Raw genomic sequence first — 21,673 nt, forward strand, 5'->3', positions numbered from 1 at the left:
CATGTCAACAGAAAATAACTCTACCTCATACCTAACAGATCAACTGGAAGCCATTATCACGCGTAAAGAGCAAATCATGACATTTGCTTTTCAAAAGGAAAAAGTTAAATTAGATAATCCTACGGAAATCTCCTTTCTAACTGAATTAAACCCGTCGATTGAAAAGGACATAGTTATGAAGGACGATGAGCTCACCATTCAATATAAACTCCCTAATACCTATTCTTTTCTTCTTCCTCAATTGAAACGATTAGATGAGAAAGAGCGATTCGTTCTTGGATATAAAATCGTGCAGTCAGTGACAAATCATAAACTTTCACGAATTCATCTCGTTGTGTGTCCGGACAACATCGTTCTTGACCAAGGACTACATACATATTTTCTTCATTACGGAGTAAAAGAAAGTCTACCTCCTTATGAACATAATCTCGAGAAATTATTTCAAGAGGTAAAGGCAACTGTTGCTTCTGTTGTAGATACAACCTATTCATTTGAGCAATATGTCCAGTTTTCTCAAACAATAAAGCTATCAACAGTAGTGAAAAAGATAATGGAAGCAAAGGAGTATAATGAATTACTTGACATAATTGATGGTGAAATCGGGAGAGTTAACCATGAAAAAACCCTTCAGATGACTGTAAATAAGAATACATGGAAACTTAATCGGTATGTGTTAATTGGAGTTTCTTTATTGTTTATTCCGGCATTTATTTATAGCTTATATTCAATATTTTCATTACAGCCAAAGAAAGATAGCTTTATTCAAGCACAGGAGGAGTTTCTGCAAAATAACTATAGTGAAGTTGTAACTGAGCTTCAGCCATATAGCATTGAAGATATGCCAAAGGTGACTCAATATCAATTGTCCTTATCTTATATTGTGAATGAATCATTATCGGAAGACCAACAAGAAACGGTTCGAAATACAATTACTTTACAAACAGATCCTCAATATTATGAGTACTGGATTCGAATTGGACGTGGTGAGGCTGAGGATGCACTCGATATTGCGAGATTCCTGGAAGATAGAGACCTTATCTTATTTGGATTATTAAAATATAAAGAACAATTAAAATCTGATGATAGTTTAGATCGTGAAGAAAGAGAGCAAGCGTTAGCTGATATAGAAAATGAAATTGAGGAATATCAACGAGAAGCAGAGTCAGAACTTGTTGAAGAAGAACAAGATCAGCCTGTATCGACTCCAGTCGAGGAAGAAACCCAGCCTGCTGAAACGGAAGTCGAAACGAATGAGCAGACTGAACAGCAACAAACACAAACAAAACAAGAAAGTACTCAAGGAGAAACAAAAGCTGAGTAGTGAAGATGTTAAATGAAAGAAGAAACAGGTGGTGATAATATGGCTACGCTTTGGGTTTTTACAAAGTATTCATACCAGGAAATTCAATTAAATAAAACCTCAAAACAGCAAATAACAATTGGTTCTAGCAAGGAACATACGATTACAATCCCGACCATATCAAACACTTTGACTGTAATAACTCGTGACGGGGAACTTTGGGTGCAGAGTGATATGGACCAACAGATTACCAGGATTGATCAAAATAGGTACACCAAAATCGATTTAGATCAAGAAGAGGTGGAATTTTACCTTTCATCTTCTTTGAAAGAAAAGACTCATTATGTCGGACATTTAAGTGAAATAACTTTTTCAACCGTTGATCAAAATGCAACTTTTTTTAACAAAAATGAACATAAGACATCTTTTTCAATTATCTTACAATCTACAGGCTTTCAATTAACAAACGTAGATGGAGATGTATATATAAACGGTCATCACCTGGAACAATCTGGTCGATTACATGTTGGTGACATCATTATGTGGGCATCACTGAAAATTACCATACTTGAAGAAGATTTTATACAAATTGAAAGTTCAGAATCATATCAAACTAGTTTACCTGAGGCGATTCTTCCTCTTTCTGAAATGCAAAAAAAATATCCGGTTTACCGGAGAACACCTCGCATGGTGTATGAATTGCCGGATGAGAAGGTGCAGTTGTCATTTCCAACACAAGACTCCCAAGGCTCCAATCGAAGTTTGTGGTTAATTATCTTGCCGCCACTCGTGATGCTGATTGTCATGGGTCTTGTCGCATTCTTAATTCCGCGAGGCATTTTCATCATTGTTTCATTGGTGATGTTTATGACAACTCTTGTGACCTCAACAGTTCAATACTTTAAAGATAGAGGAAATCAAAAAAAAGCAAAGGAACGTCGAAAACGGATTTATACGAACTATTTAGATTCGAAAAGACAAGAGCTTCAACAGCTAGCTGATAAACAAAAAGAAGTGCTTGAATTCCATTTTCCTTCTTTCGAACGAATGAAATATTTAACAAACCAACTTTCAGATAGACTTTGGGAAAGAACGATGGAGAGCCCTGACTTTCTGCAGTTCCGTCTTGGGACTGGAACAGTCAAAGCGAGCTACACGATTTCTTCTTCTGCTTCAGATATGTCCAATCGTGAAATGGATGAATTGCTGGAAGAATCACAAACTCTTGAAAGGGCATATAAAAACCTATCAAACCTTCCGATTACCGCCAATCTTTCTGAAGGTGCAATTGGTTTAATTGGGAAAGACCGTGTATTGAAAAAGGAGCTTCATCAACTAGTCGGTCAGCTGGCCTTTTTCCATAGCTACCATGACCTCCGATTTGTGTTTATTTTTGATGAACAAGAATACAAGGAATGGGAATGGATGAAATGGCTGCCTCACTTTCAACTGGCAGGCTCCCATGCCAAAGGATTTATCTATAATGATAGAACTAGAGATCAATTATTATCTTCCCTTTACGAGATGGTAAGAGAACGGGATCTTGAAGAGGAAAAAGAAAAAATCAGATTTTCACCACATTATGTGTTTATTGTTACGAATCAACAGCTGATCTCTGATCATGTCATATTAGAATACCTGGAAGGAGATCATCAGCATCTCGGAATTTCTGTTATTTTTGCAGCAGAGGCAAAGGAAAGTTTATCAGACAATATTCATACACTCATTCGTTATATCAATGATGAACAAGGTGATATATTAATTCAACAGAAAAAAGCAGTCAAAATTCCCTTTGTCTTGGATGATCATAAACGATCAGATAACGAAATGTACGCAAGGATGCTATTAACACTTGATCATCAAACAGGGATGACAAACTCGATTCCGGACTCGGTATCCTTTTTAGAAATGATGAACGTAAAAAGTGTTGACCAGCTTCCTATTGAACAGAACTGGTTCACACGTGAGTCTGCAAAATCATTAGCAGTACCAGTTGGCTTAAAAGGGAAGGCAGAAACGGTTGATTTAAACCTTCATGAAAAAGCACATGGTCCACATGGGCTTTTAGCAGGTACAACAGGTTCAGGGAAAAGTGAATTTCTACAAACGTATATCTTATCACTTGCAGTTCATTTCCATCCACATGAGGTAGCATTTCTCCTTATTGATTACAAGGGAGGCGGAATGGCTCAGCCGTTTAAGAACATGCCACATCTTCTGGGGACCATTACGAATATTGAAGGAAGTAAAAACTTCAGTATGCGTGCACTTGCTTCGATTAAAAGTGAGCTAAAAAGACGTCAACGTTTGTTTGATCAACATAGTGTTACACACATTAATGATTACACAAGGCTATATAAAAGTGGAAAAGCAGAACGGCCATTACCACATCTTTTCTTAATCTCTGATGAATTTGCCGAGCTGAAAGCCGAAGAACCTGATTTTATTAAAGAATTAGTCAGTGCTGCGCGTATCGGTAGAAGTTTGGGTGTTCACCTGATTCTGGCCACTCAAAAGCCGGGTGGAGTAATTGATAATCAAATCTGGAGTAATGCACGCTTTAGAGTTTCATTGAAGGTACAGAACACAGAGGATAGCAGGGAAATTTTGAAAAATGGTGATGCTGCTTCTATTACGCAAACAGGTCGTGGCTACTTGCAGGTCGGTAACAATGAAGTGTATGAGCTCTTTCAATCTGCATGGAGTGGAGCTCCTTATCATGAGGAAGAATCTCTTGATATTGAGGATGAAATCGCAATTGTCACAGACCTTGGATTAATTCCACTATCAGAGGTTTCTGTTCAAGATCATAAGCAAAAAGAAGTGCTAAGTGAAATTGGTGTAATTGTTTCAAAAATAAATGATTTACAAGAAAAATTAGAGTTGAAAAAATTACAAAGTCCATGGTTGCCGCCATTACCTGGCCGACTTTATCCAGTACAGCAAAATGAACCAAAAGATAAAGCGAGCATCATGTTTACTCGGATTGATGAGCCGGAAAAACAAAGTCAATCTGATTATGCATATAACGTAATAGAGGATGGAAACATTGGGATATTTGGTTCAGCAGGCTATGGTAAAACAAGTACGATGCAAACATTGCTGCTTGGTATGGCGAAGGCTTTTACTCCACTGGAAGTTCATTTTTATCTAATGGACTTTGGAAATGGCGGGTTATTACCTTTAAGGCAGCTCCCGCATACAGCTGATTACTTTCTGTTAGACCAGGAACGAAAAATTGAGAAGTTCATGAATATTTTAAAAGACGAAGTGGCGAATAGGAAAAAGCTTTTCCAAAAGAAAGAGGTTAGCTCGATTAAAATGTACAATGCACTAAGTGAAGAACAGCTCCCATTACTTTACTTAGTTGTTGATAATTTTGACCTCGTAAAAGAAGAAATGCTCGATCTGGAGCAGCAGCTGAATACATTTGCCCGCGATGGTCAATCCATCGGAATATATATCATGCTGACGGTTACTCGAATTAACTCAGTTCGTCAGTCATTGATGAATAACCTACAAACAAAAATTGTTCACTATCTAATGGATCAAACAGAAGCCTATACAATGTTAGGGCGCCTACCATTTGCGCCAGAATCAATTCCTGGTAGAGCAATTGTGAAGAAAGATGAAGCATTCTTTTCTCAAGTGTATCTTCCGGTTGAAGGAAAAGATGATTTTGAGCAGATGGAAAACATGAAAAAACTTGTGCAGCATCTTAAAGATGAATACATCCATGTTGAAAAGCCATCTCCTGTCCCTATGCTACCAACTGAGCTTACGATGCTCAATTTCGCTGCTTACACAGAACGAAAAGTTGGCTTACTGCCTATCGGCTTACATGAGGTAACGGTTCAGCCGGTTTATGTGAACCTTACAAGATCTAAGCATTGTCTTGTACTAGGTCAGGCACAAAAAGGAAAAACGAATACATTAAAGGCCTTTATTCATACCGCACTGGATCAGCAGCTAGAGCATGTTGCGATCTTTGATTCCATTGATCGTGGATTATCTTCTTATATAGGAGATGACAGACTTGTTTACTTAGAAGGAAAGGACCATGTGGCATCATGGCTTGATGTGATTGAAAAAGTATTGGTAGAAAGAGAAGGCATGTACCAGCAATTTATTCAGCAAGGAAAACCTTTGAAAGCCAATCAGCCTGTTTTATTAATTGTGGATGGATATGCAAACTTCCTGCAAAAGCTGGATAATCCATTACAAGATAAACTTGTTCGAATGATGAAAAATTACAGCCATTTAGGCTTTAACATCATTGTATCCGGCAGTAACAATGAATTAACAAAAGGATATGATCCATTAACACTAGAAATAAAACAAATCCGTCAAGCTGTTGTATTAATGAAAAAATCAGAACAAACCATGTTCACACTAACATATGACCGCAAGGAACAGGAAATTCAGCCTGGCTATGGCTATTATGTTGAAAATGGAAAAGAACAAAGCATTCAAATCCCGCTTGTTCATGTAGAACGGAAGGTGCAAATATGAAGCAAACATCAACTATTATTAAATTACTTATAGCCATTACATTAATTGTCGTTACACCCCTTCTTTTCTTTCGCGCAATCGGAGATAACCCGTTTAAAGTTGAAAAAGCTAGTGCAGCTCAATCGATTGCGATTATCAATGAAGACACCGGCTTTGAAGAAGAAGGCGAAAAAATTCAGCTTGGGGAAAATATTGCAAGCCTCTTGAGTGAAAACTCAAATTTTGACTGGACAGTTGTCGGCAGAAGTGCTGGTGAAAATGGACTACTAAGTCAGAAATACGATGCGGTTGTTTATTTACCATCAAACTTTTCGGAAAACGTGATGTCCTATGATGAAAGTAATCCGGTGAAAACTAATTTTGAATACAAAGTTCAAAGTCAACTTAATGCAGTAAATAAGGAAAAAGTATTACTGGAGCTTGAGAAAGCAACGAAAAAAGTAAATCAAAAAATCTCGACACTTTACTGGAATTATGTTTCAGCAGATTTAGAAAATGTTCGTGCTGAGTTTGATGAAATTCTTGAAAAAGAAATTGCTTTTCAGCAAGCGATGACAGCTTTCTATAAGCCCAGTTCAAAAGATTTAGCAGGACAAATCGAACAACAAAAGGCAATGCTTGCAAGTCTGCAGTCATCGATCGAGCAAGCTGGAAGCGAAACACCTGACCAGAAATCAATGCTTGAGACATATGAAAAAAGCTTAGCCAGCTTTGTAGAATATGTTGAAACATATAAAGAATATCAGGATAACCAGCAAAAAATCTTAGCAGATATCCAATCACAAGCGATTCAAACAGTCAGTGAAGCAACAAATAATCAGCAGCCTTTATTTGTCCAATCCGTTCAACTTTTTGAGGACGAAGGAAGTTCGATTGTAGAAAGCATGCAGCAGTTAAATACACGCATGACTCAATCACAGCAGCTATATACACAGCTTGAGGAACAAAGAACCAGCCAGGTAGCAAGGCAGATAAGTGATTACTATGAATTACAGAAAAAGATTTTAGATTTTTATCAGCAATATAAAGATACATTAATTTTAGATAATACTCAGGAGAAGCTTGAAGATTATAGTAACGCTTTAGCAGAACAACCGGAGGCACCAGAGGAACCAACTGATCCGAAACAATCTGAACAACTAGATAAAAAAAATGAAACAAAAACAAATGTTTTATCAGCAAATTCTAACGATGAAAACGAAACAGAACCTGAGCCTGATAATAAAGAAGAAGGGAAAGAAGATACCGGGAATCAGCCACCTGCTGAAAATCCAGAGGAGCCAACAAATCCTCCTGATCCCGAAGAACCGGGTGGTAAATATGTAGATTTAGAGGATGAAAAAGAAAAGATTTCAAGTATTGCAGGAGAAGTAACTAGGCTAAAGGGAGAGCTTGAAGCCCTTAAAGATCTAGAAGTAATAACGATTGAAAATATAACTGGAACTCTCTCGGGGTTAGAAGGATTACAAAAAGAATTAGAAACCTTAAAATCTGATTTAACGAAAAAAGAATCAGATGGAGAAAACCCGCTTCAATCAAAATTGGATGAAATACGAAAAACCCTTTCTGACACAATTGCTTCAACCTCAGAAACTATTAAAGGTTTAGAAGAGAAAGTTGCTACGCTAACAAAAGAAAGAGACGATCTCGAAAAAGATAAAGCTCAATTAGAAGAAGAAAAAGAAGAGCTTCAAGAGCTTTATGATCAACTTTTTAAAGATTTTACTGCAGTGGATGAAGAATTAAAGCTTTACAAAGACTATGAAGCTAGCATAAAAGATGAAATTAATAAAAAAGAAGAAGCTATATTAGCATCACAAGCTTTATCTGAAACAAGGAAAAAGAATATCTCTGAAATTCTTTCCAAGGAAATAAATAGCAAAGATCTTCTTGATATGATGTTCTACTATTCATATTTAGATCGTTATCATGCAACATTAACAAGCATGATTTCTGAGGATCAAGCTAAAACAGCAACCTTAACTGATGAGTACCTTCAGCAGGAAGCAAATAAAATTGTTGCCATTACAGCAGAAGAGCAGGAAAACTGGAATGTAATGAGAGAAGAAATACCAACAACACAGGATGCTTTGACGACAATGGAAGACAACTTTACTGTCTTTATGGTCGAATACCGTAAAGCGGTTAATGACAACCAAGCAAAGCTTAAGGAAAGCCTTGAGGCAATTCAACAGGAAGCACAAACGGTTCTTGAGCAAATTCAACAACCGGAAAAAATGCTCTCTGCATCAACACCTACTTCAACCGTTGAAGGACAACAAATGATTTTAGGTTCAGAACAAATTAGTAATCAAATGGATTCAATTCACACATGGCTTGATTCAGTCCAGGAAAGTCAGGGTGGAATCGTTGATTACACGAATGAATTACAAGGAAGAATCAATGATGTTCAAGTAGATGCTGATAAGCTAAACCAAAAATGGGCTACAAACGTAGCATCAACTGAGCTTATTCGTGATGACGTATTTAGTGTATTAGGAAATGCGTTTGTCGACGGCCAATCAAACGGATATGTATATGACTTTTTAACAAATCCACTAAAAATAAGTGGAGATGTTCCAGAGCAAACAGGAAGTACAACAGTTAAAAATATCCCACCGGTTGTTGTCTTGTTTATAGTCTTAGTAAGCAGCTTATTAATTGGGTACACCAGCTACTATTTCAAACAACCACCTCTATGGATTCAGACGATATTATTTGTCCTATTAAATTTAATTGTCGGATTTGTCATCAGTTTGTTTGGACTTGAAATTTATCCATTACGAGAAGAAAGTGCAGTGGAATGGACTGTGTTTACAATTTTCTTGTTAATGGCTGGTTCGGCATTAGTAAGGGTTGGATTTGCAGTTCATCAGCTTGTCGGTACATTTATTACAGTAGGAATGGTTATTTTCTATGTCACACCATTACTCGCTCTGACAACACCGAACTTCAGCTTCCAGGATCCAATGTCAAAAGTGTACATGAGTATCCAATATGGAACCGAGTCACTGTTTACCCAAGCAATGATTGCACTGTGCTGTATTATTTTAGGACTGGGGGCACTTCAATACTTTATTGGAAGATCTGAAATAGTTTCAGTTGACAAAGGGTCTGAAACCTATGATGCTTAAATCCAACAAAAAATTTATTTGGTTTTTATTCTTTGTCATCAGTTATCTGCTATTGCAACATCAAGTTGCAGTAGCAGAAACGAATATTGATGAGCTCGTCCCAAACGACTATCAAAAGGAAAATGTAAAAATAAATAGAGATTTATTATTAGACAAACAGCAAAATCAACAGCGGACAAATATACCTGAAGAACAAAAAGGATTAACATTTGAAGGTGAAAAAACGTCTAATGATACAGAAGTAGTTTCTTCTTTGTTTAAAGAAAACTCAAAAAATCTGAATACAATTAAAACTAAGGCAGAAAATTTACATTTATTTTCTTCCACAGACAAGGTATCCCAGGGGCAAACAGTAGAGGAAGAACCAACTTCCTCTACAAGCCCTTTATCCCTGTTAATATGGGTGCTCGTCGTGATCTGTATCATATCACTTATCACAGTCATTTTGTTTTGGAACAAATCAACAAAGCAAAAAATGACGACAAATAACTAGTGAGGTGAACGTTATGAGTTTATCAAGCACGTTATACTCAATTCAAAACACAATTTCGTCTCGATCAAATGATGTAAATGAAAAAATTGAAAGACTCCAAAAAGCCAAAAGTGAGATTAGTAGTGAACAATCCATTTTATTGCAGGAAATTGAAAAAATTAAACAGCCTGACCTAGGTAAAGACTGGACGGGTAAGCGATCTGAGGAATTTGAAGATGAGAGAGAGCAAGCCTACAACATTATGAAAAACATTGGGCAGTACAGCTACAATAGCTATCAATATACAATTGAAAGCAAAATCAATGTTCTGGAATTGGAAAGAATGGCCTTAAATACTGCTAGTGCATTAGCACATGAGGCAGGAGATTTAGTGCACATGGGGGAGGACGCCATTGATGAGCTTTCCGACCGTATAAGTGATTTGAAAAGGCGGTTATTCTAATGGTTACAATCAAATTAAATTACGAAGCCGTAACAAAGGAGCTTAATGAGGCAAATTCAGCCCTATCATCCGTTAAACTTACAGTCCCTGCCTCTGGTGACATTGGTCGAAATCGCTTGGATTTCACGACTTATTTTCTGGAAAGAGAAGAAAGAATTCATCAGTTCATCAATGATTATGTTCAAATTGTCGGGAAAAACATTGAAGATACAAAAGCAAATGTACGTTCATTGAAGGAACAGGATGAAGCCATTACGAGAAACTAATGGAAAGGGCAGATGGCAAACGTGAAAGTACTTGAATCAAAAACGTTAATTGAGACAATGGAGGATCGCGCAACAGTCTATAAAGATTTAAGAGAAAAGCTTGATAAGCTTAAAATGGAATTTACAGATATCGTCCAGCTCGATGATAACCTAACAGGAAAGGGAGCAGATGCCATTAAAGGCTTTTACCAAGCACAAGTTGATGTGGTAGAAGCCTTGCTTCGTTTTATCGACATGCAAATCGCTTTTTTTAATGGTGTATCAGGTTCAATTGATGAATCTAATTTATCAGGTGACACCATTGTGGACGTAAACTTTCTTGAAACAGATCTTTCTATCCAGGCATCAAACCATATCGCAATGGTAGAAAGTCAGCAGGAGGACCTCAAGAAAATCTTTAGAGATATTGATGATATTGTCTCCCTAGACGCTTTTTCAACAGATCAATTTGATACGGCTATGTCTGATGCAAAAAAGAAGCGGGAAGATACTGTTAAAGCCGTAGATACACTAGATCAGCAATTGAAAGAAGAATATATGGTATCAGAAAGTGCCGAGTACCATATAGCAGCCCTCTTTCAACAACTGTTGGAGGCAACGGCCCAAGGAAACACAATCCATCCAATCAATTTCGACTCACAAGCCTACAAAGCAAGTGAAGCCTATCAACTAACAGACGAAGTCGAACAGTACGCAGACGAATACCTCACCTTCAAAGAAGAACAGGAAAAATTCAGAGAAGAGCTGAAAAAAGCAGAAGAACTGGAAAACAGACCATGGTATGAAAAAGCATGGGACGGAGTTAAAACCTTTACAGGAGAAATCACAGGGTATTATGATTATTTACGTGCCTCAGAAGGAGTTGACCCTGTCACTGGCGAAAAATTAACAACAGGGCAACGAGTAGCTGCCGGTGCCATGGCCACAGCCGGCTTCATCCCAGTCGTCGGTTGGGCAGGAAGAATCTTCAAAGGCGGGAGTGCCATCTACAAAACCGCCAAAGGCATGAACGCTGCAGATCGTGCTCTTGATGTCTACCGCACATCCAAAACCTTCTCAAACCTGGAAATGGCCGAGATGGGGATATACGGACTTGTTTCTGCGAATGGGTTTAGTGAGTATCTTACTGGCAAGGATATGTTTGGGAATGAGTTAACGGTTGAACAGCAGCAGAATAGTCTTGCCCAAGCACTTGGATTATTGGCTGTTGGTGGTGGTGCTTATTATGTGAATAGGTTGCAGGATGGAAGTAGAGTACTTAATGAGGTACCTGTAGAGAATACAGAAAAAATAATTGAAATAACGCAGGCCGATAGAGAAAAATTATCTAAATGGGCTTATCCGCCAAAAGAAGAGAAATATATAAAGTATAAGGAAGTTTATGATAATCCTAAATATTATGATCAGGAAACAGGTAATATAAATTGGCCACCTAATGATGGATTTGATGGGGAACCAATCCCTACAGAACTCAAAAAGGGAATGCTTATTGACAGATTTGGCGCGCCAGGTGGTGGTTTCTTTTCACCAGAAGGAATACCTTACGAACAAAGAGCCCTTGCACTACATAGTGATGAGGCAGATTACTATATCTATAGAGTACTTGAAGACTTTGAAGTTACCGGTGGTAAAATAGCTCCTTGGTTTGATAGGCCTGGTGGTGGTACACAATATATTAAATACCATAGTAACGGTAAGGCTTATTCAATGGAAGAGTTAGAAGAGCTTGAATTAATTGAGTTCGTATCAGTTAAAAAAGGTGGATAAAATTATGAACTATAATGATCTATTAAACAAATTAGATAATTATAATATTAAAACTGAAAAAATAGGTGGGGATACAATAATTTATGTATATCCAAAAAATAATGACGGTAGTACTAATCTTGATGTTGGCATTAAATTAAAAAACTCTAATGGCTCTCAAATATGGGACTTATACGAAATACAAAGAAATAAAGATTATAAACTAGAAGATTTTTCTATAAAAGAAATTGCATTTTTAGCATTATATATTACTGTAAAAGGGAAATTTGAGAAAATCAAAGGTAATAATCATGTTAAAAGTGAATTAAGGACAATAGAAAAAAATATTGTTGATGGAAAAGAAATTCTTCATAAAAATATAAATGAACTTTATTTTTCTCTAAAACATGAAAAAGAAGGGGCAATTAATTTAATTGAAGGAAATCAAGCATATGATGTTTTTTATCTGACTCATCAAAAAGAAAAAATAGTGTTTACAGAAGCAAGACCTTTATCAAGTGCGTTAGTCGTATTATATAATTTTAGTATTAAGCTTGAAAAATTTGATGAACTTTTTAAGCCTTTTACAGAAAGCTTAGAATTAGAGGAATTAGAAAAAATGAAGAAAATTTATATAAGCAATTAACTTGTTATTCGGCTATCATTTACATGAAGAGTGTAGATGATAGTCTTTTTCGTTCAAAGTTTTTCCTGAAAATGTTAATACCTTCGTTATAAACAGTTAAAGCAGGTGAAATGATGTCAATATATGCTGATTACAAAGGAAAAAGGTATAAAGATAAATTTGTAAAAGAAGTAAAGATTAAGGATATCGATGTAATTTATGAAATTCAATATAAAATCATTTATCAAGGAAAAGAATATAGCCTTTTACAGTAGAAGAGTTATTAATTGAAAATGATAAAATTACGATATTCAGTAAGGATTATGGATTCCAAATAAAAGAGCAATTTGTTTTTGTAAAGGAAATTGCTATTAATAATATTGAAGGTATCATTGAAATAAAAAAGCCAATTTTAAATTTTAAAGGATTACCAGAAGAAAAGAAGTATCTTTCAAAAAATTCAATTTCCCATTGTATAAATACTTTTAAGAATTAACCTGAAATTTAATAAAAAGAAAAGATCTCAACATAATCATGCTGAGATCTTTTCTTCAATCTGATAGATCAAGACGCAATAGAAGCTGTATTTTTTCTCATTTCATCTTCCTCAGGAACTTGAATAAAGTGAACAATAATCGCACTTGCTAAATAAAGTAGTCCGAAAATCCATACAACACCTTGAGCTCCTACCAAACCGATAAACGCCCAAGCGATGGCTGGAGCCACAAATGAAGATAAACCTGCTGAAAGATTTAAGATAGACATGGCAGCACCTTTGTCTTCGCCTGCAACTGTCGGTACTAAGGCTCCTAAAGGAACGTAACCTGCTAATAAACCTCCCCAAATAAATCCAACAATACTTGTGACGACGATGTTTCCATTTGCTAGAACCGGAGTATAGTAAAGAAGGACAGTAAAGACTGCACAGCCGACTCCGCCAAACCAAATGATGGTGTTTTTCCAACCGAATTTATCTCCCACAAAACCAAATACTAGGTTAAATACAATGTTTCCAAGGAATATCGTACCCCATAGCTGTAACCAGACTGTTGTTTCAATACCATGCTCAGCCATATGGATAGGTAAGAAAACCGGAAACCCATAAGTTCCAAGACTATTTATGATACGTACAACTCCACCAGCTGCAACTCTTGGGTTCTTTTTGACAATAGTAATCCCTTTTAATAACTCATTGAGCGTTTCTTTCGCACTAGTAGTTTCTTTCTTCTTAAATTTATCTTTATTGACAATTAAAGCAAAGAATGCACCAAGACATGCCCAGAATATGGATGTCCACAATGTATTGATATAGCCAAAATATTTTATGGCGTAGCTTGAATACCATGCTCCAAGCACCATCATCCCTGCACAGTAAGCGATCCAGAACCAGCCTACTGCTGTACTCAATCTATTCTTAGGGGTACGGTAAATAACCCATGTTAAAAAAGAATACGCAAATAATGGATAACCTAGTCCTTTAATAAAGTACGTGATCAGCATGATTGGATAATTCATAGTTTCAAAACCAAAAGCTATAAACCCAGCTGTTCCAATAATATAAAATAAGAGTCCCATAAACATTGTACGTTTTGCGCCAAATGCTTCTAAACATACACCTGAAAACCAAGAAGAAAGGGCAAGCGAAATTCCGTAAACGGTGAAAATGGATGCAGTATGTTGAACAGTCATCCCTTGGTCAATTAAAAACGGACTTAGCCAACCAGCTTCAAGTCCATCTCCCATCATAAAGAGCATTACGCCTAAAAAGCCCCAGCTTAAGTGTTTAGGTATTCCAATCTTGTCGAGCATATTTTTCTCTCCATATCTATAATAAATTTTTTAGTTTAACGTACTATTCATTTCAGAAAAGAAATGTTGTGTTCTTAACCATTCTGAATACCTGTTATCTTGATGATTTTTATCAGGTTTAATCGTTTTATAATCTTTAGAAATCAAATTTTCTTGTCCAAGTGCTTGGTTACAGATGACAGCAGCACCTACGACAGAAGCTTGACTAAAGCCGTTAGGAATTCTCAGCTCTTTTTGTAGTAAATTAGCAATAAACTGAGCTAATTGTTCACTTTGAAATCCTCCGCCACAACCCCATACATACGGCAAGTCAAAAGGAGTGACCTCTAAAATTTGGTCAAAATGGAGGCGGATTGTACAAGCAATTTCCCATAACGCAGCTGCAACAAAGTGGGCTCTTGATAAATCTTGAGCAAGGGGAGCGTTGAATATAAACCCACCTTTTTTGGAGGCATTTTTCTCATCTGAGAGATATATTCCTAACGCTGCCACGCATTCTACTAAGTCCAGCTGAGATATTTCATATTCCATTTGCTGATAGCTTTCGTTTGGATAAAATAAGTTTTTCAATTTCTGATAATTCAAGCCAGTTATCCCTGGGTTTGTCTCAACCAACCAGCGGTTTTTGTGAGTATGAGCATTTGTCCAAGCTCTTTTTTCTTCATCACCTTTATATTCGTCAATCATCTTGCAAATTGGAGTGGTTGTGCCCGAAATGATAATCATGTCATTGGTTTTTGCAAAAGTACTTTCAATGGCCAATTGGGAATCTCCGCCACCTACAATAATAGAAACATCTTTATTTACTTCCAATTCCTCTGCCAAGGAAGGAATAATATGACCAAGAATTGAACCTGACCATTTTAATTCAGGTAAAAAATGAAATGGAATGTCAAATTGCTCACACATTTCCTTAGACCAAGTTTGTTCCCGTACATTATAAAGTAAGGTTTCAGTCGCCTGTGAGGGTTCATAAACTAGAACATCACTTAACTTATAGGTAATCCAATCACTAATGCTAGTAAATGATGCAATTCTATCCCATAGAGCGGGTTGTCTTTTCTTTAATCCTACAAGCTTTAGTGCCGAGAAGAGAGCAGACGGTAATCTGCCTGTTGTTTTGTAGATAAGATCGCGTTCTAAGTAATCTTGTTCCCATTCTCGCCCGCGATTATCAATGTTCGGTAACCCAATAAACGAATTTCCGCTTTTGTCTAGTAAAACAATTCCTTGGCGTTGACTAGTGGATGTAATACCTTTGATTGTTACAGTTGGTGAGTTTTTTATCACTTTCTTTGCTAAACGAATGACTTGCTCCCAAAGTGTATCCGGTAAGAAGTAACGGCTGTCAGGATACAAGGTTTCTGTTAGATAGTGAATATCTTCCCGTTCAATACTAACAACTTCACCTGAAGTGGTAACAATGGCAACTCTAACATTTCCTGTTCCAATATCAAATACTAAATAACCTGATTCTTTATTCACATTTATTACCTCTTTCTTATGACTTTACATGCAGGTCTTTTCTATTGAACAAAGTTGGGATTTCAACAGCTTGCTTGTTAAACCACTTCACAAGAGCTTGGTTCATGATAGAAACATGGTGATCTTCTACTTCAAAGCTGGCTCCAGCTAGGTGAGGTGTTGCTAACACATTTGGTAATTGAATGATTTCATAATCACTTTTATCTGGAGGCTCATGATAAAATACGTCTAAAATAGCTCCTCTAATTTTTCCCTCTTTTAGTACAGCAACAAGTGCGTCTCTCTCCACTACAACAGCTCTTGAGGTATTCACGAGCACTGCATCCTCTTTCATTAGACCTAGATAATTCTCGTTAACCATCCCGATCGTTTCATCTGTCCGGGGAAGGTGAATAGAAACAACATCACTTGTTGAGAACACATCTTCCAAAGAAACGCGGGAATAAGCAGGATCCTCGCTTTCTACATAAGGATCATAATATTGTATGGAACAGTCAAAGGCTTTAAGGATATTAGCTAATTTTCGCCCAACTGCACCGAAGCCGACTAAGCCGATTGTTTTTCCGGAAATTTCATTTCCTTTGAATTTTACATAGGCTTGCAAGTAGTCACCGTCCCATTTCTCCTGTTTCAGCCACTCACTTGATGGAATCGTATGTCTATAAAAAGTAATAAGGTTGCCAATAAATTGCTCTGCAACTGCTTGTGCATTACGGGCGGGGGTGTAAAACACAGGTATTCCTCGTTTGGAAGCAGCTTCAACATCTACATTGGAAGGCATTCCACGGCATACACCAACAAACTTTAATTCTGGTACACTTTCAAATACTTTTTCTGTCACCTTATCAAGTTCAGCAATTAATCCTTCAGCCTTTGTCTCTTTTAGAAGAGAAATTAATTCATCTTCATGATAGGCCCTTCCCTGATCTTTCCAACAACGATAGGTATAATTGCCAAAAAGTGACTTCAGCTCATTTAGACCAACTTCGTTATATGGGGCTGTAACTAAAACATTCATCTAATCATCTCCTTCACACTAACAATGTAAAAAATGTACTGTAATCTATAAAAAAATCTCTCTCCAGAGATGGAAAGAGATGATTACTTTATATCGTTTATACAATGACATAAGTGAACTCTTTCTATCTTTCAAGCCATGCTTGCTGGAATTGGCACAATGCTGTTGCCGAGGTTTCAATGGGCCAGTCCCTCCACCTCTCTTGATAGAATCTATATTAAATTTTAAACATTTCTTAAAAACGCAATGTAACTAATATATAAGAGTTAATATTCAGAAGTCAATATATTTTCAGAACTTTCGAAGTAATAGATTTTTTGATATAATTTAAAAATCAATTTTTTTCATGAAAGGGAATCACAATGCAAAGATATAAAGAGATTGAAAGTGGTGTTGTTCCGTCCGTTTGTTCTTTGGACTGTCCGGATCAGTGTGGATTACTTATTCATAAAAAAGATGGGAAAATAGTAAAAGTTGAAGGTGATCCTAATCACCCTGTTACAAAAGGGAATATTTGTAACAAAGTGCGAAATATGGGAGAGCGAATTTATGACGATAAAAGGCTTAAGACACCTTTAAAAAGAATTGGAACTAAAGGTAAAGGAGAATTTGTCCCAGTCACCTGGAAGGAAGCAATAGAGACAATTTCCATGAAATGGAAAAAACTAATTGCAGAAGAAGGGGCAGAATCGATCCTTCCTTATAGCTTTTATGGGAATATGGGAAATATTAATGCTGAGGGCATGGATCGTCGCTTTTTTCATCGTCTTGGTTCAAGCCAACTGGATCGAACAATTTGTTCTGTAGCTGGTTCGAAAGGGTATAAATATACAATGGGAGGAAGCTATGGAACTGACCCTGAGGATATGACAGAAACAAAGTTATTCATTCTATGGGGAATTAATGCTGTTAGTACAAATATGCATCAAATGATGATTGCCCAAAAAGCGAGAAAAAATGGAGCAAAGATCGTCGTGATTGATGTACATAAAAACCAAACAGGTAGAATGGCAGATTGGTTTATTCCTATTTTACCTGGAACAGATGGCTTGCTTGCATTAGGAATCATGCATATTCTATTTAAAGAAGAATTAGTGAATAAGAATTTTTTAGAACAATATACAGTTGGATTTAAAGAATTAGAAGAACATGTAAAGCAATATAATCCAGATATGGTGTCGTCAATCACAGGTGTACCTGTAGAACATATTTATGAATTAGCCCGTATGTATGGAGATATTACTCCTTCGATGATCAGAATTGGAAATGGTATACAACACCATGATAATGGTGGAATGATTGTCCGTACTATAGCTTGTTTACCTGCATTAACAGGCCAATGGTTAGTAAAGGGTGGAGGAGCATTAAAGTCTAATTCAGCTTTTCTTGCGCACAATACAACCGCACTTCAACGTCCGGACTTATTGAAAAAACAAACTCGTACTATTAATATGAATCAACTTGGACAAGCACTTCTTGAAATCAAAAGACCGGTTCGGTCATTGTTTGTATATGGAAGTAACCCTGCGGTGGTGGCACCAGAGGCAACCAAAGTTCGCGAAGGGTTGGCAAGAGATGATTTATTTACCGTTGTTCACGATTTGTTTTTAACGGAAACAGCTATGTATGCAGACATTGTTTTACCTGCTACATCTGCTTTTGAAAATGTTGATTTTTACACGTCCTATTGGCATCAATATATTCATCTTCATGAGCCTGTAATTAATGCTTATGGAGAGAGTAAATCAAATACAGAAGTGTTTCGTTTATTAGCTGAAGCAATGGAATTTGATGAGCCGGAATTTAAAGATTCTGATGAAGTATTAATTAATCAAGCATTAAGCAGTACTTCAAATCAATACTTAGAACATGTTACTTATGATGAATTAAAGAAAACACATTTTATAAAGGCTAAGCAAACAAATTATTTACTTGAAAACTTAAAAACACCCAGCGGGAAGATCGAATTATATTCAAGACAAATGGAAGAGGACGGACATCCAGGTTTGCCTACCTACATTCCTATTCAACCAGAAAGTCGTTATCCATTTTTATTTATTCCAGGACCGAACCATAACTTTTTAAATTCAACATTCTCGAATAATGAAAAGCACATTAAGTTAGAAAAATCCCCAAAATTATTTATGAATGTGAAAGATGCGATTGAACGGGGAATTAAAGATGGAGATAACGTTCGAATTTGGAATGATCGCGGCGAATGTGAACTGGCAGCATCTGTTGGAGAGCTGGTGCTACCTGGAGTTGTTGTTAGCCAAGGATTATGGTCAGATGTTGCAGGAGAAAAACACCTCGTAAATACGCTAACTCCAGATCGTGTGGCTGATATGGGTGGTGGAGCTACCTTCTTTTCTGGTCGAGTAGACGTTGAAGCAGTTAAATCTTACGAATAAAATCACTTCAATTGGACATACAATTCATGAGGTGATAAAAATGGATCGTTTTGAACAAGTTTTTCATCAATACAAAAATCAGTCTAATCAAGATGAAGTACAGGCAGAAATTGCAGAGGATATGAAACCTAATCAAGAGAAAATCGTGGCTGTTAGAAAGAATGAAGATGGAGACTTAATTGCATTTCAGACAGAGTCAGGTAGACAGCTTGATTATGTACAAGCACTCTCAGAAGCAAAGGGCGGCAAACTCGCTCATATTGATGTATTTCATAAGTACGGTCGCGATATTTTAAGAAGTGAACCAGATGGCAACAGGGACAATAATTTAGATTCTCTACCGGAATTCTAAAAGCGAAAAACACAGTTCGGAGTACCTGGGCTGTGTTTTTCATTTATTGGATATTTTAGATAGAAATAAGAAACGATTGACATACACTTAATAACTTCTCCAAGCTTTTTCGTATTTCTCTATAATAGTAGGCCTTGTCAAGGTATTTGTATCGAGTGGAATTTGATTTCCCTTTTCATCTAGTATTTCTTGATCAATGTCCTTACCGAAAGAAGTTAAACCTTCTAATACTTCATTTGTTAAAAATTTCGTTTGGGCTTTTATGTCAGCTTGTTTCAAGTCAACTTCTTCTCTTTTTGCTAACACAAAGCCCCAATCACCGAAGCTTGGAACATCGACGTGCAAATTATCGGTATAAAGATTTGCGGCTTGTATCGTTTTGTTAATGGACCAGTATACCTCTGTTGCGAAGGTAGGACTTGTTGCTTGTATCATGATTGATCCTCCTGGTGCTAAACGATTTCGTACCAATTGGTAGAACTCAAGAGTGTATAACTTGTTTAATGACTCATTATTTGGATCAGGCAAGTCAATCAATATGACATCATATAGGGTACCTTTTTTATGTTTTAAAAACTGGAAAGCATCTTCGTTAATAACTTGAACACGTTTGTCCTCAAATGCCTCTTGGTTTAAAGAAACAACATCTCGATTTGTTTTCCCTAGCTCCACAACTTTAGGATCCAGGTCAACCAAAGTCATTGATTTTACTTCTTTATATTTTTGTAACTCTCTTAGAGCTAAACCATCCCCGCCACCAAGTACCAGAACGTTTTCTCTCCTGTTAGCTGTAGCCATTGCAGGGTGTACGAGAGTTTCGTGATAGCGATATTCGTCACTCGAACTAAATTGAAGCTGTCCATCGAGAAATAATCGTAAATCTCCTTGTTCCTTTGTTAAAATGATTTGCTGGTAATCGGATTGTTCGGTATAGATAATCGGATCTCTATAAAGTTTTTGTTCAAACGTAAAAGCTGTTTCTTCACCAAAAAAAATGCCTGCAATAAGGATAAGGAAAATGACTACTCCCGCTGAGAAATGGCGTTTAAACGTTTTGATCTCATGTTTAAAATAAAGTAAAATCCATAAGGCAATGGCAACATTAATAATGGCTACAAGAAAAGCTGTTTTTACAAGTCCAAATTCCGGTCTTAGCAAGTAAACAAACAGTAATCCACCAATTAGACCTCCAGCATAATCAGAAAACAACACTTTTGCAGTACTTTTTTGCAACGTGACACCAATCTCATTTGCTTTTCTAATTAAGATCGGCAGTTCTACTCCAGTTAGTGCACCTACTATTAACGTAATTGAGTAAAGAAAGAAAGCATCCATTCCAGACTCTAAAAAGGCAGAAACGCCGAACAATAAAAACGTTGAAAGTCCACCAATAATACCGATTAAATATTCAATCCATACAAATGACAATATTAAATTCTTTGTTACCTTCTCACTTATTGAAGCGCCAATGCCCATACCGGTCAAAAAAAGAGAAATGGTGAGGGTGTATTGTTTTACACCATCACCAAGTAAGTAAGAGCCAGCTGCACCAAATAATACTTCAAAAATGATTCCACATACAGATACGATCCCTGAAGCCCAATAGATCGCTTTGCTTTGTTTGATATTCTGTTCAATCACACGCAACTGTCTCCTTGTTCATAAGCTTTTACGTAATCGATGCCCCGATAACAAAGGCCAATCCAATTGATACACACATACTAATAATCCCTACAGAAATATTTCCTTTTTTAAGCTGTTCTTCCACTGAAAAGTTTCGAGTAAAAAGTTCGAACAATAAATACGCAATTAATTGAAGGAACACACCATAAGCACCCCAAATAAGCGTATCTATAACACTAGCACTATGATAAATCGAGAACGCCAGAACAATACAAATTCCAACAATTTTTCCACCGATTGAAAGGGATACGGCATGATTACCATTTAAAATTTCATCCCAATCTTTATATTTCTTCGTCATGAATTCAAATAAAATTAATCCAATAAGTACAATTGCAATCGCTATAATAAAATATACAGCTGTTAAAATAAAAGGCTCCATATTATTTCATTCCCT

General features: G+C 36.6%; 16 protein-coding genes and 1 riboswitch. Of the genes, 11 read left to right on the plus strand and 5 right to left on the minus strand.

Features of this window, described 5'->3' with window-relative positions; translation table 11 throughout:
• Position 1 precedes the first annotated feature (1 nt).
• The 9 genes from essB to HWV59_RS09590 all read left to right on the plus strand — a co-directional run bounded on the left by essB (position 2) and on the right by HWV59_RS09590 (position 12,793).
• Entirely contained in the window at positions 2–1,321 is a 1,320-nt protein-coding gene (gene essB / locus HWV59_RS09550; protein ID WP_175638713.1) for a type VII secretion protein EssB, read from the plus strand.
• Positions 1,322–1,360: 39 nt separating this feature from the next.
• On the plus strand, positions 1,361–5,812 hold the full coding sequence (essC, locus tag HWV59_RS09555) for a type VII secretion protein EssC (protein ID WP_175640029.1): 4,452 nt from the start codon (positions 1,361–1,363) through the stop codon (positions 5,810–5,812).
• Positions 5,809–8,946 carry a type VII secretion protein EsaA gene (gene esaA / locus HWV59_RS09560; RefSeq protein ID WP_175638714.1) on the plus strand — a complete coding sequence of 1,046 codons (3,138 nt, stop codon included), beginning with the start codon at positions 5,809–5,811 and terminating at the stop codon, positions 8,944–8,946. Before essC ends, esaA begins: the two co-directional genes overlap by 4 nt.
• Entirely contained in the window at positions 8,936–9,439 is a 504-nt protein-coding gene (gene essA, locus HWV59_RS09565) for a type VII secretion protein EssA (protein WP_175638715.1), read from the plus strand. Before esaA ends, essA begins: the two co-directional genes overlap by 11 nt.
• Before the next feature lie 13 nt (positions 9,440–9,452).
• Positions 9,453–9,881, plus strand: a complete 429-nt coding sequence (locus HWV59_RS09570) for a YwqH-like family protein (RefSeq protein WP_102231929.1) — start codon at positions 9,453–9,455, stop codon at positions 9,879–9,881.
• Positions 9,881–10,147 (plus strand): YwqI/YxiC family protein, encoded by a 267-nt coding sequence (locus tag HWV59_RS09575; protein WP_102231928.1) that lies wholly within the window; start codon positions 9,881–9,883, stop codon positions 10,145–10,147. The genes HWV59_RS09570 and HWV59_RS09575 overlap by 1 nt, the downstream gene beginning before the upstream one ends.
• Before the next feature lie 12 nt (positions 10,148–10,159).
• Positions 10,160–11,914 (plus strand): T7SS effector LXG polymorphic toxin, encoded by a 1,755-nt coding sequence (locus tag HWV59_RS09580; RefSeq protein ID WP_102231927.1) that lies wholly within the window; start codon positions 10,160–10,162, stop codon positions 11,912–11,914.
• A 4-nt stretch (positions 11,915–11,918) separates the two neighbouring features.
• Positions 11,919–12,539: a hypothetical protein gene (locus HWV59_RS09585; protein ID WP_102231926.1), complete on the plus strand. Its 621-nt coding sequence runs from the start codon at positions 11,919–11,921 to the stop codon at positions 12,537–12,539.
• A gap of 113 nt (positions 12,540–12,652) precedes the next feature.
• Positions 12,653–12,793 carry a hypothetical protein gene (locus tag HWV59_RS09590; RefSeq protein ID WP_175638716.1) on the plus strand — a complete coding sequence of 47 codons (141 nt, stop codon included), beginning with the start codon at positions 12,653–12,655 and terminating at the stop codon, positions 12,791–12,793.
• A gap of 289 nt (positions 12,794–13,082) precedes the next feature.
• Here the strand turns inward: HWV59_RS09590 and HWV59_RS09595 are convergent, their stop codons facing one another.
• Genes HWV59_RS09595 through HWV59_RS09605 form a run of 3 tightly spaced genes read right to left on the minus strand, consistent with a single transcriptional unit; the run spans position 13,083 to position 16,830 of the window.
• Complete coding sequence (locus tag HWV59_RS09595; protein WP_175638717.1) at positions 13,083–14,327, minus strand: MFS transporter; 1,245 nt, start codon at positions 14,325–14,327, stop codon at positions 13,083–13,085.
• 30 nt (positions 14,328–14,357) lie between these two features.
• A complete protein-coding gene (locus HWV59_RS09600; RefSeq protein ID WP_175638718.1) occupies positions 14,358–15,812 on the minus strand; it encodes an FGGY-family carbohydrate kinase in 1,455 nt (484 codons plus the stop codon).
• A gap of 16 nt (positions 15,813–15,828) precedes the next feature.
• Positions 15,829–16,830: a 2-hydroxyacid dehydrogenase gene (locus HWV59_RS09605; RefSeq protein WP_175638719.1), complete on the minus strand. Its 1,002-nt coding sequence runs from the start codon at positions 16,828–16,830 to the stop codon at positions 15,829–15,831.
• A 121-nt stretch (positions 16,831–16,951) separates the two neighbouring features.
• A riboswitch (SAM riboswitch) is annotated at positions 16,952–17,042 on the minus strand.
• 150 nt (positions 17,043–17,192) lie between these two features.
• Between HWV59_RS09605 and HWV59_RS09610 the strand changes: the two genes are divergently transcribed.
• Positions 17,193–19,241 (plus strand): molybdopterin-containing oxidoreductase family protein, encoded by a 2,049-nt coding sequence (locus HWV59_RS09610; RefSeq protein ID WP_175638720.1) that lies wholly within the window; start codon positions 17,193–17,195, stop codon positions 19,239–19,241.
• Positions 19,242–19,281: 40 nt separating this feature from the next.
• Positions 19,282–19,593: a DUF3892 domain-containing protein gene (locus HWV59_RS09615; protein ID WP_175638721.1), complete on the plus strand. Its 312-nt coding sequence runs from the start codon at positions 19,282–19,284 to the stop codon at positions 19,591–19,593.
• Positions 19,594–19,680: 87 nt separating this feature from the next.
• Here HWV59_RS09615 and HWV59_RS09620 read toward each other — a convergent pair whose 3' ends face one another.
• Both HWV59_RS09620 and HWV59_RS09625 read right to left on the minus strand, forming a co-directional pair.
• Positions 19,681–21,234, minus strand: a complete 1,554-nt coding sequence (locus HWV59_RS09620; protein WP_175638722.1) for a polyamine aminopropyltransferase — start codon at positions 21,232–21,234, stop codon at positions 19,681–19,683.
• A gap of 28 nt (positions 21,235–21,262) precedes the next feature.
• Positions 21,263–21,658, minus strand: a complete 396-nt coding sequence (locus tag HWV59_RS09625; RefSeq protein ID WP_102231920.1) for a DUF350 domain-containing protein — start codon at positions 21,656–21,658, stop codon at positions 21,263–21,265.
• Between the last annotated feature and the right edge of the window lie 15 nt (positions 21,659–21,673).

It is taken from the genome of Metabacillus schmidteae, from assembly GCF_903166545.1.
Taxonomy (GTDB): Bacteria; Bacillota; Bacilli; order Bacillales; family Bacillaceae; genus Metabacillus; species Metabacillus schmidteae.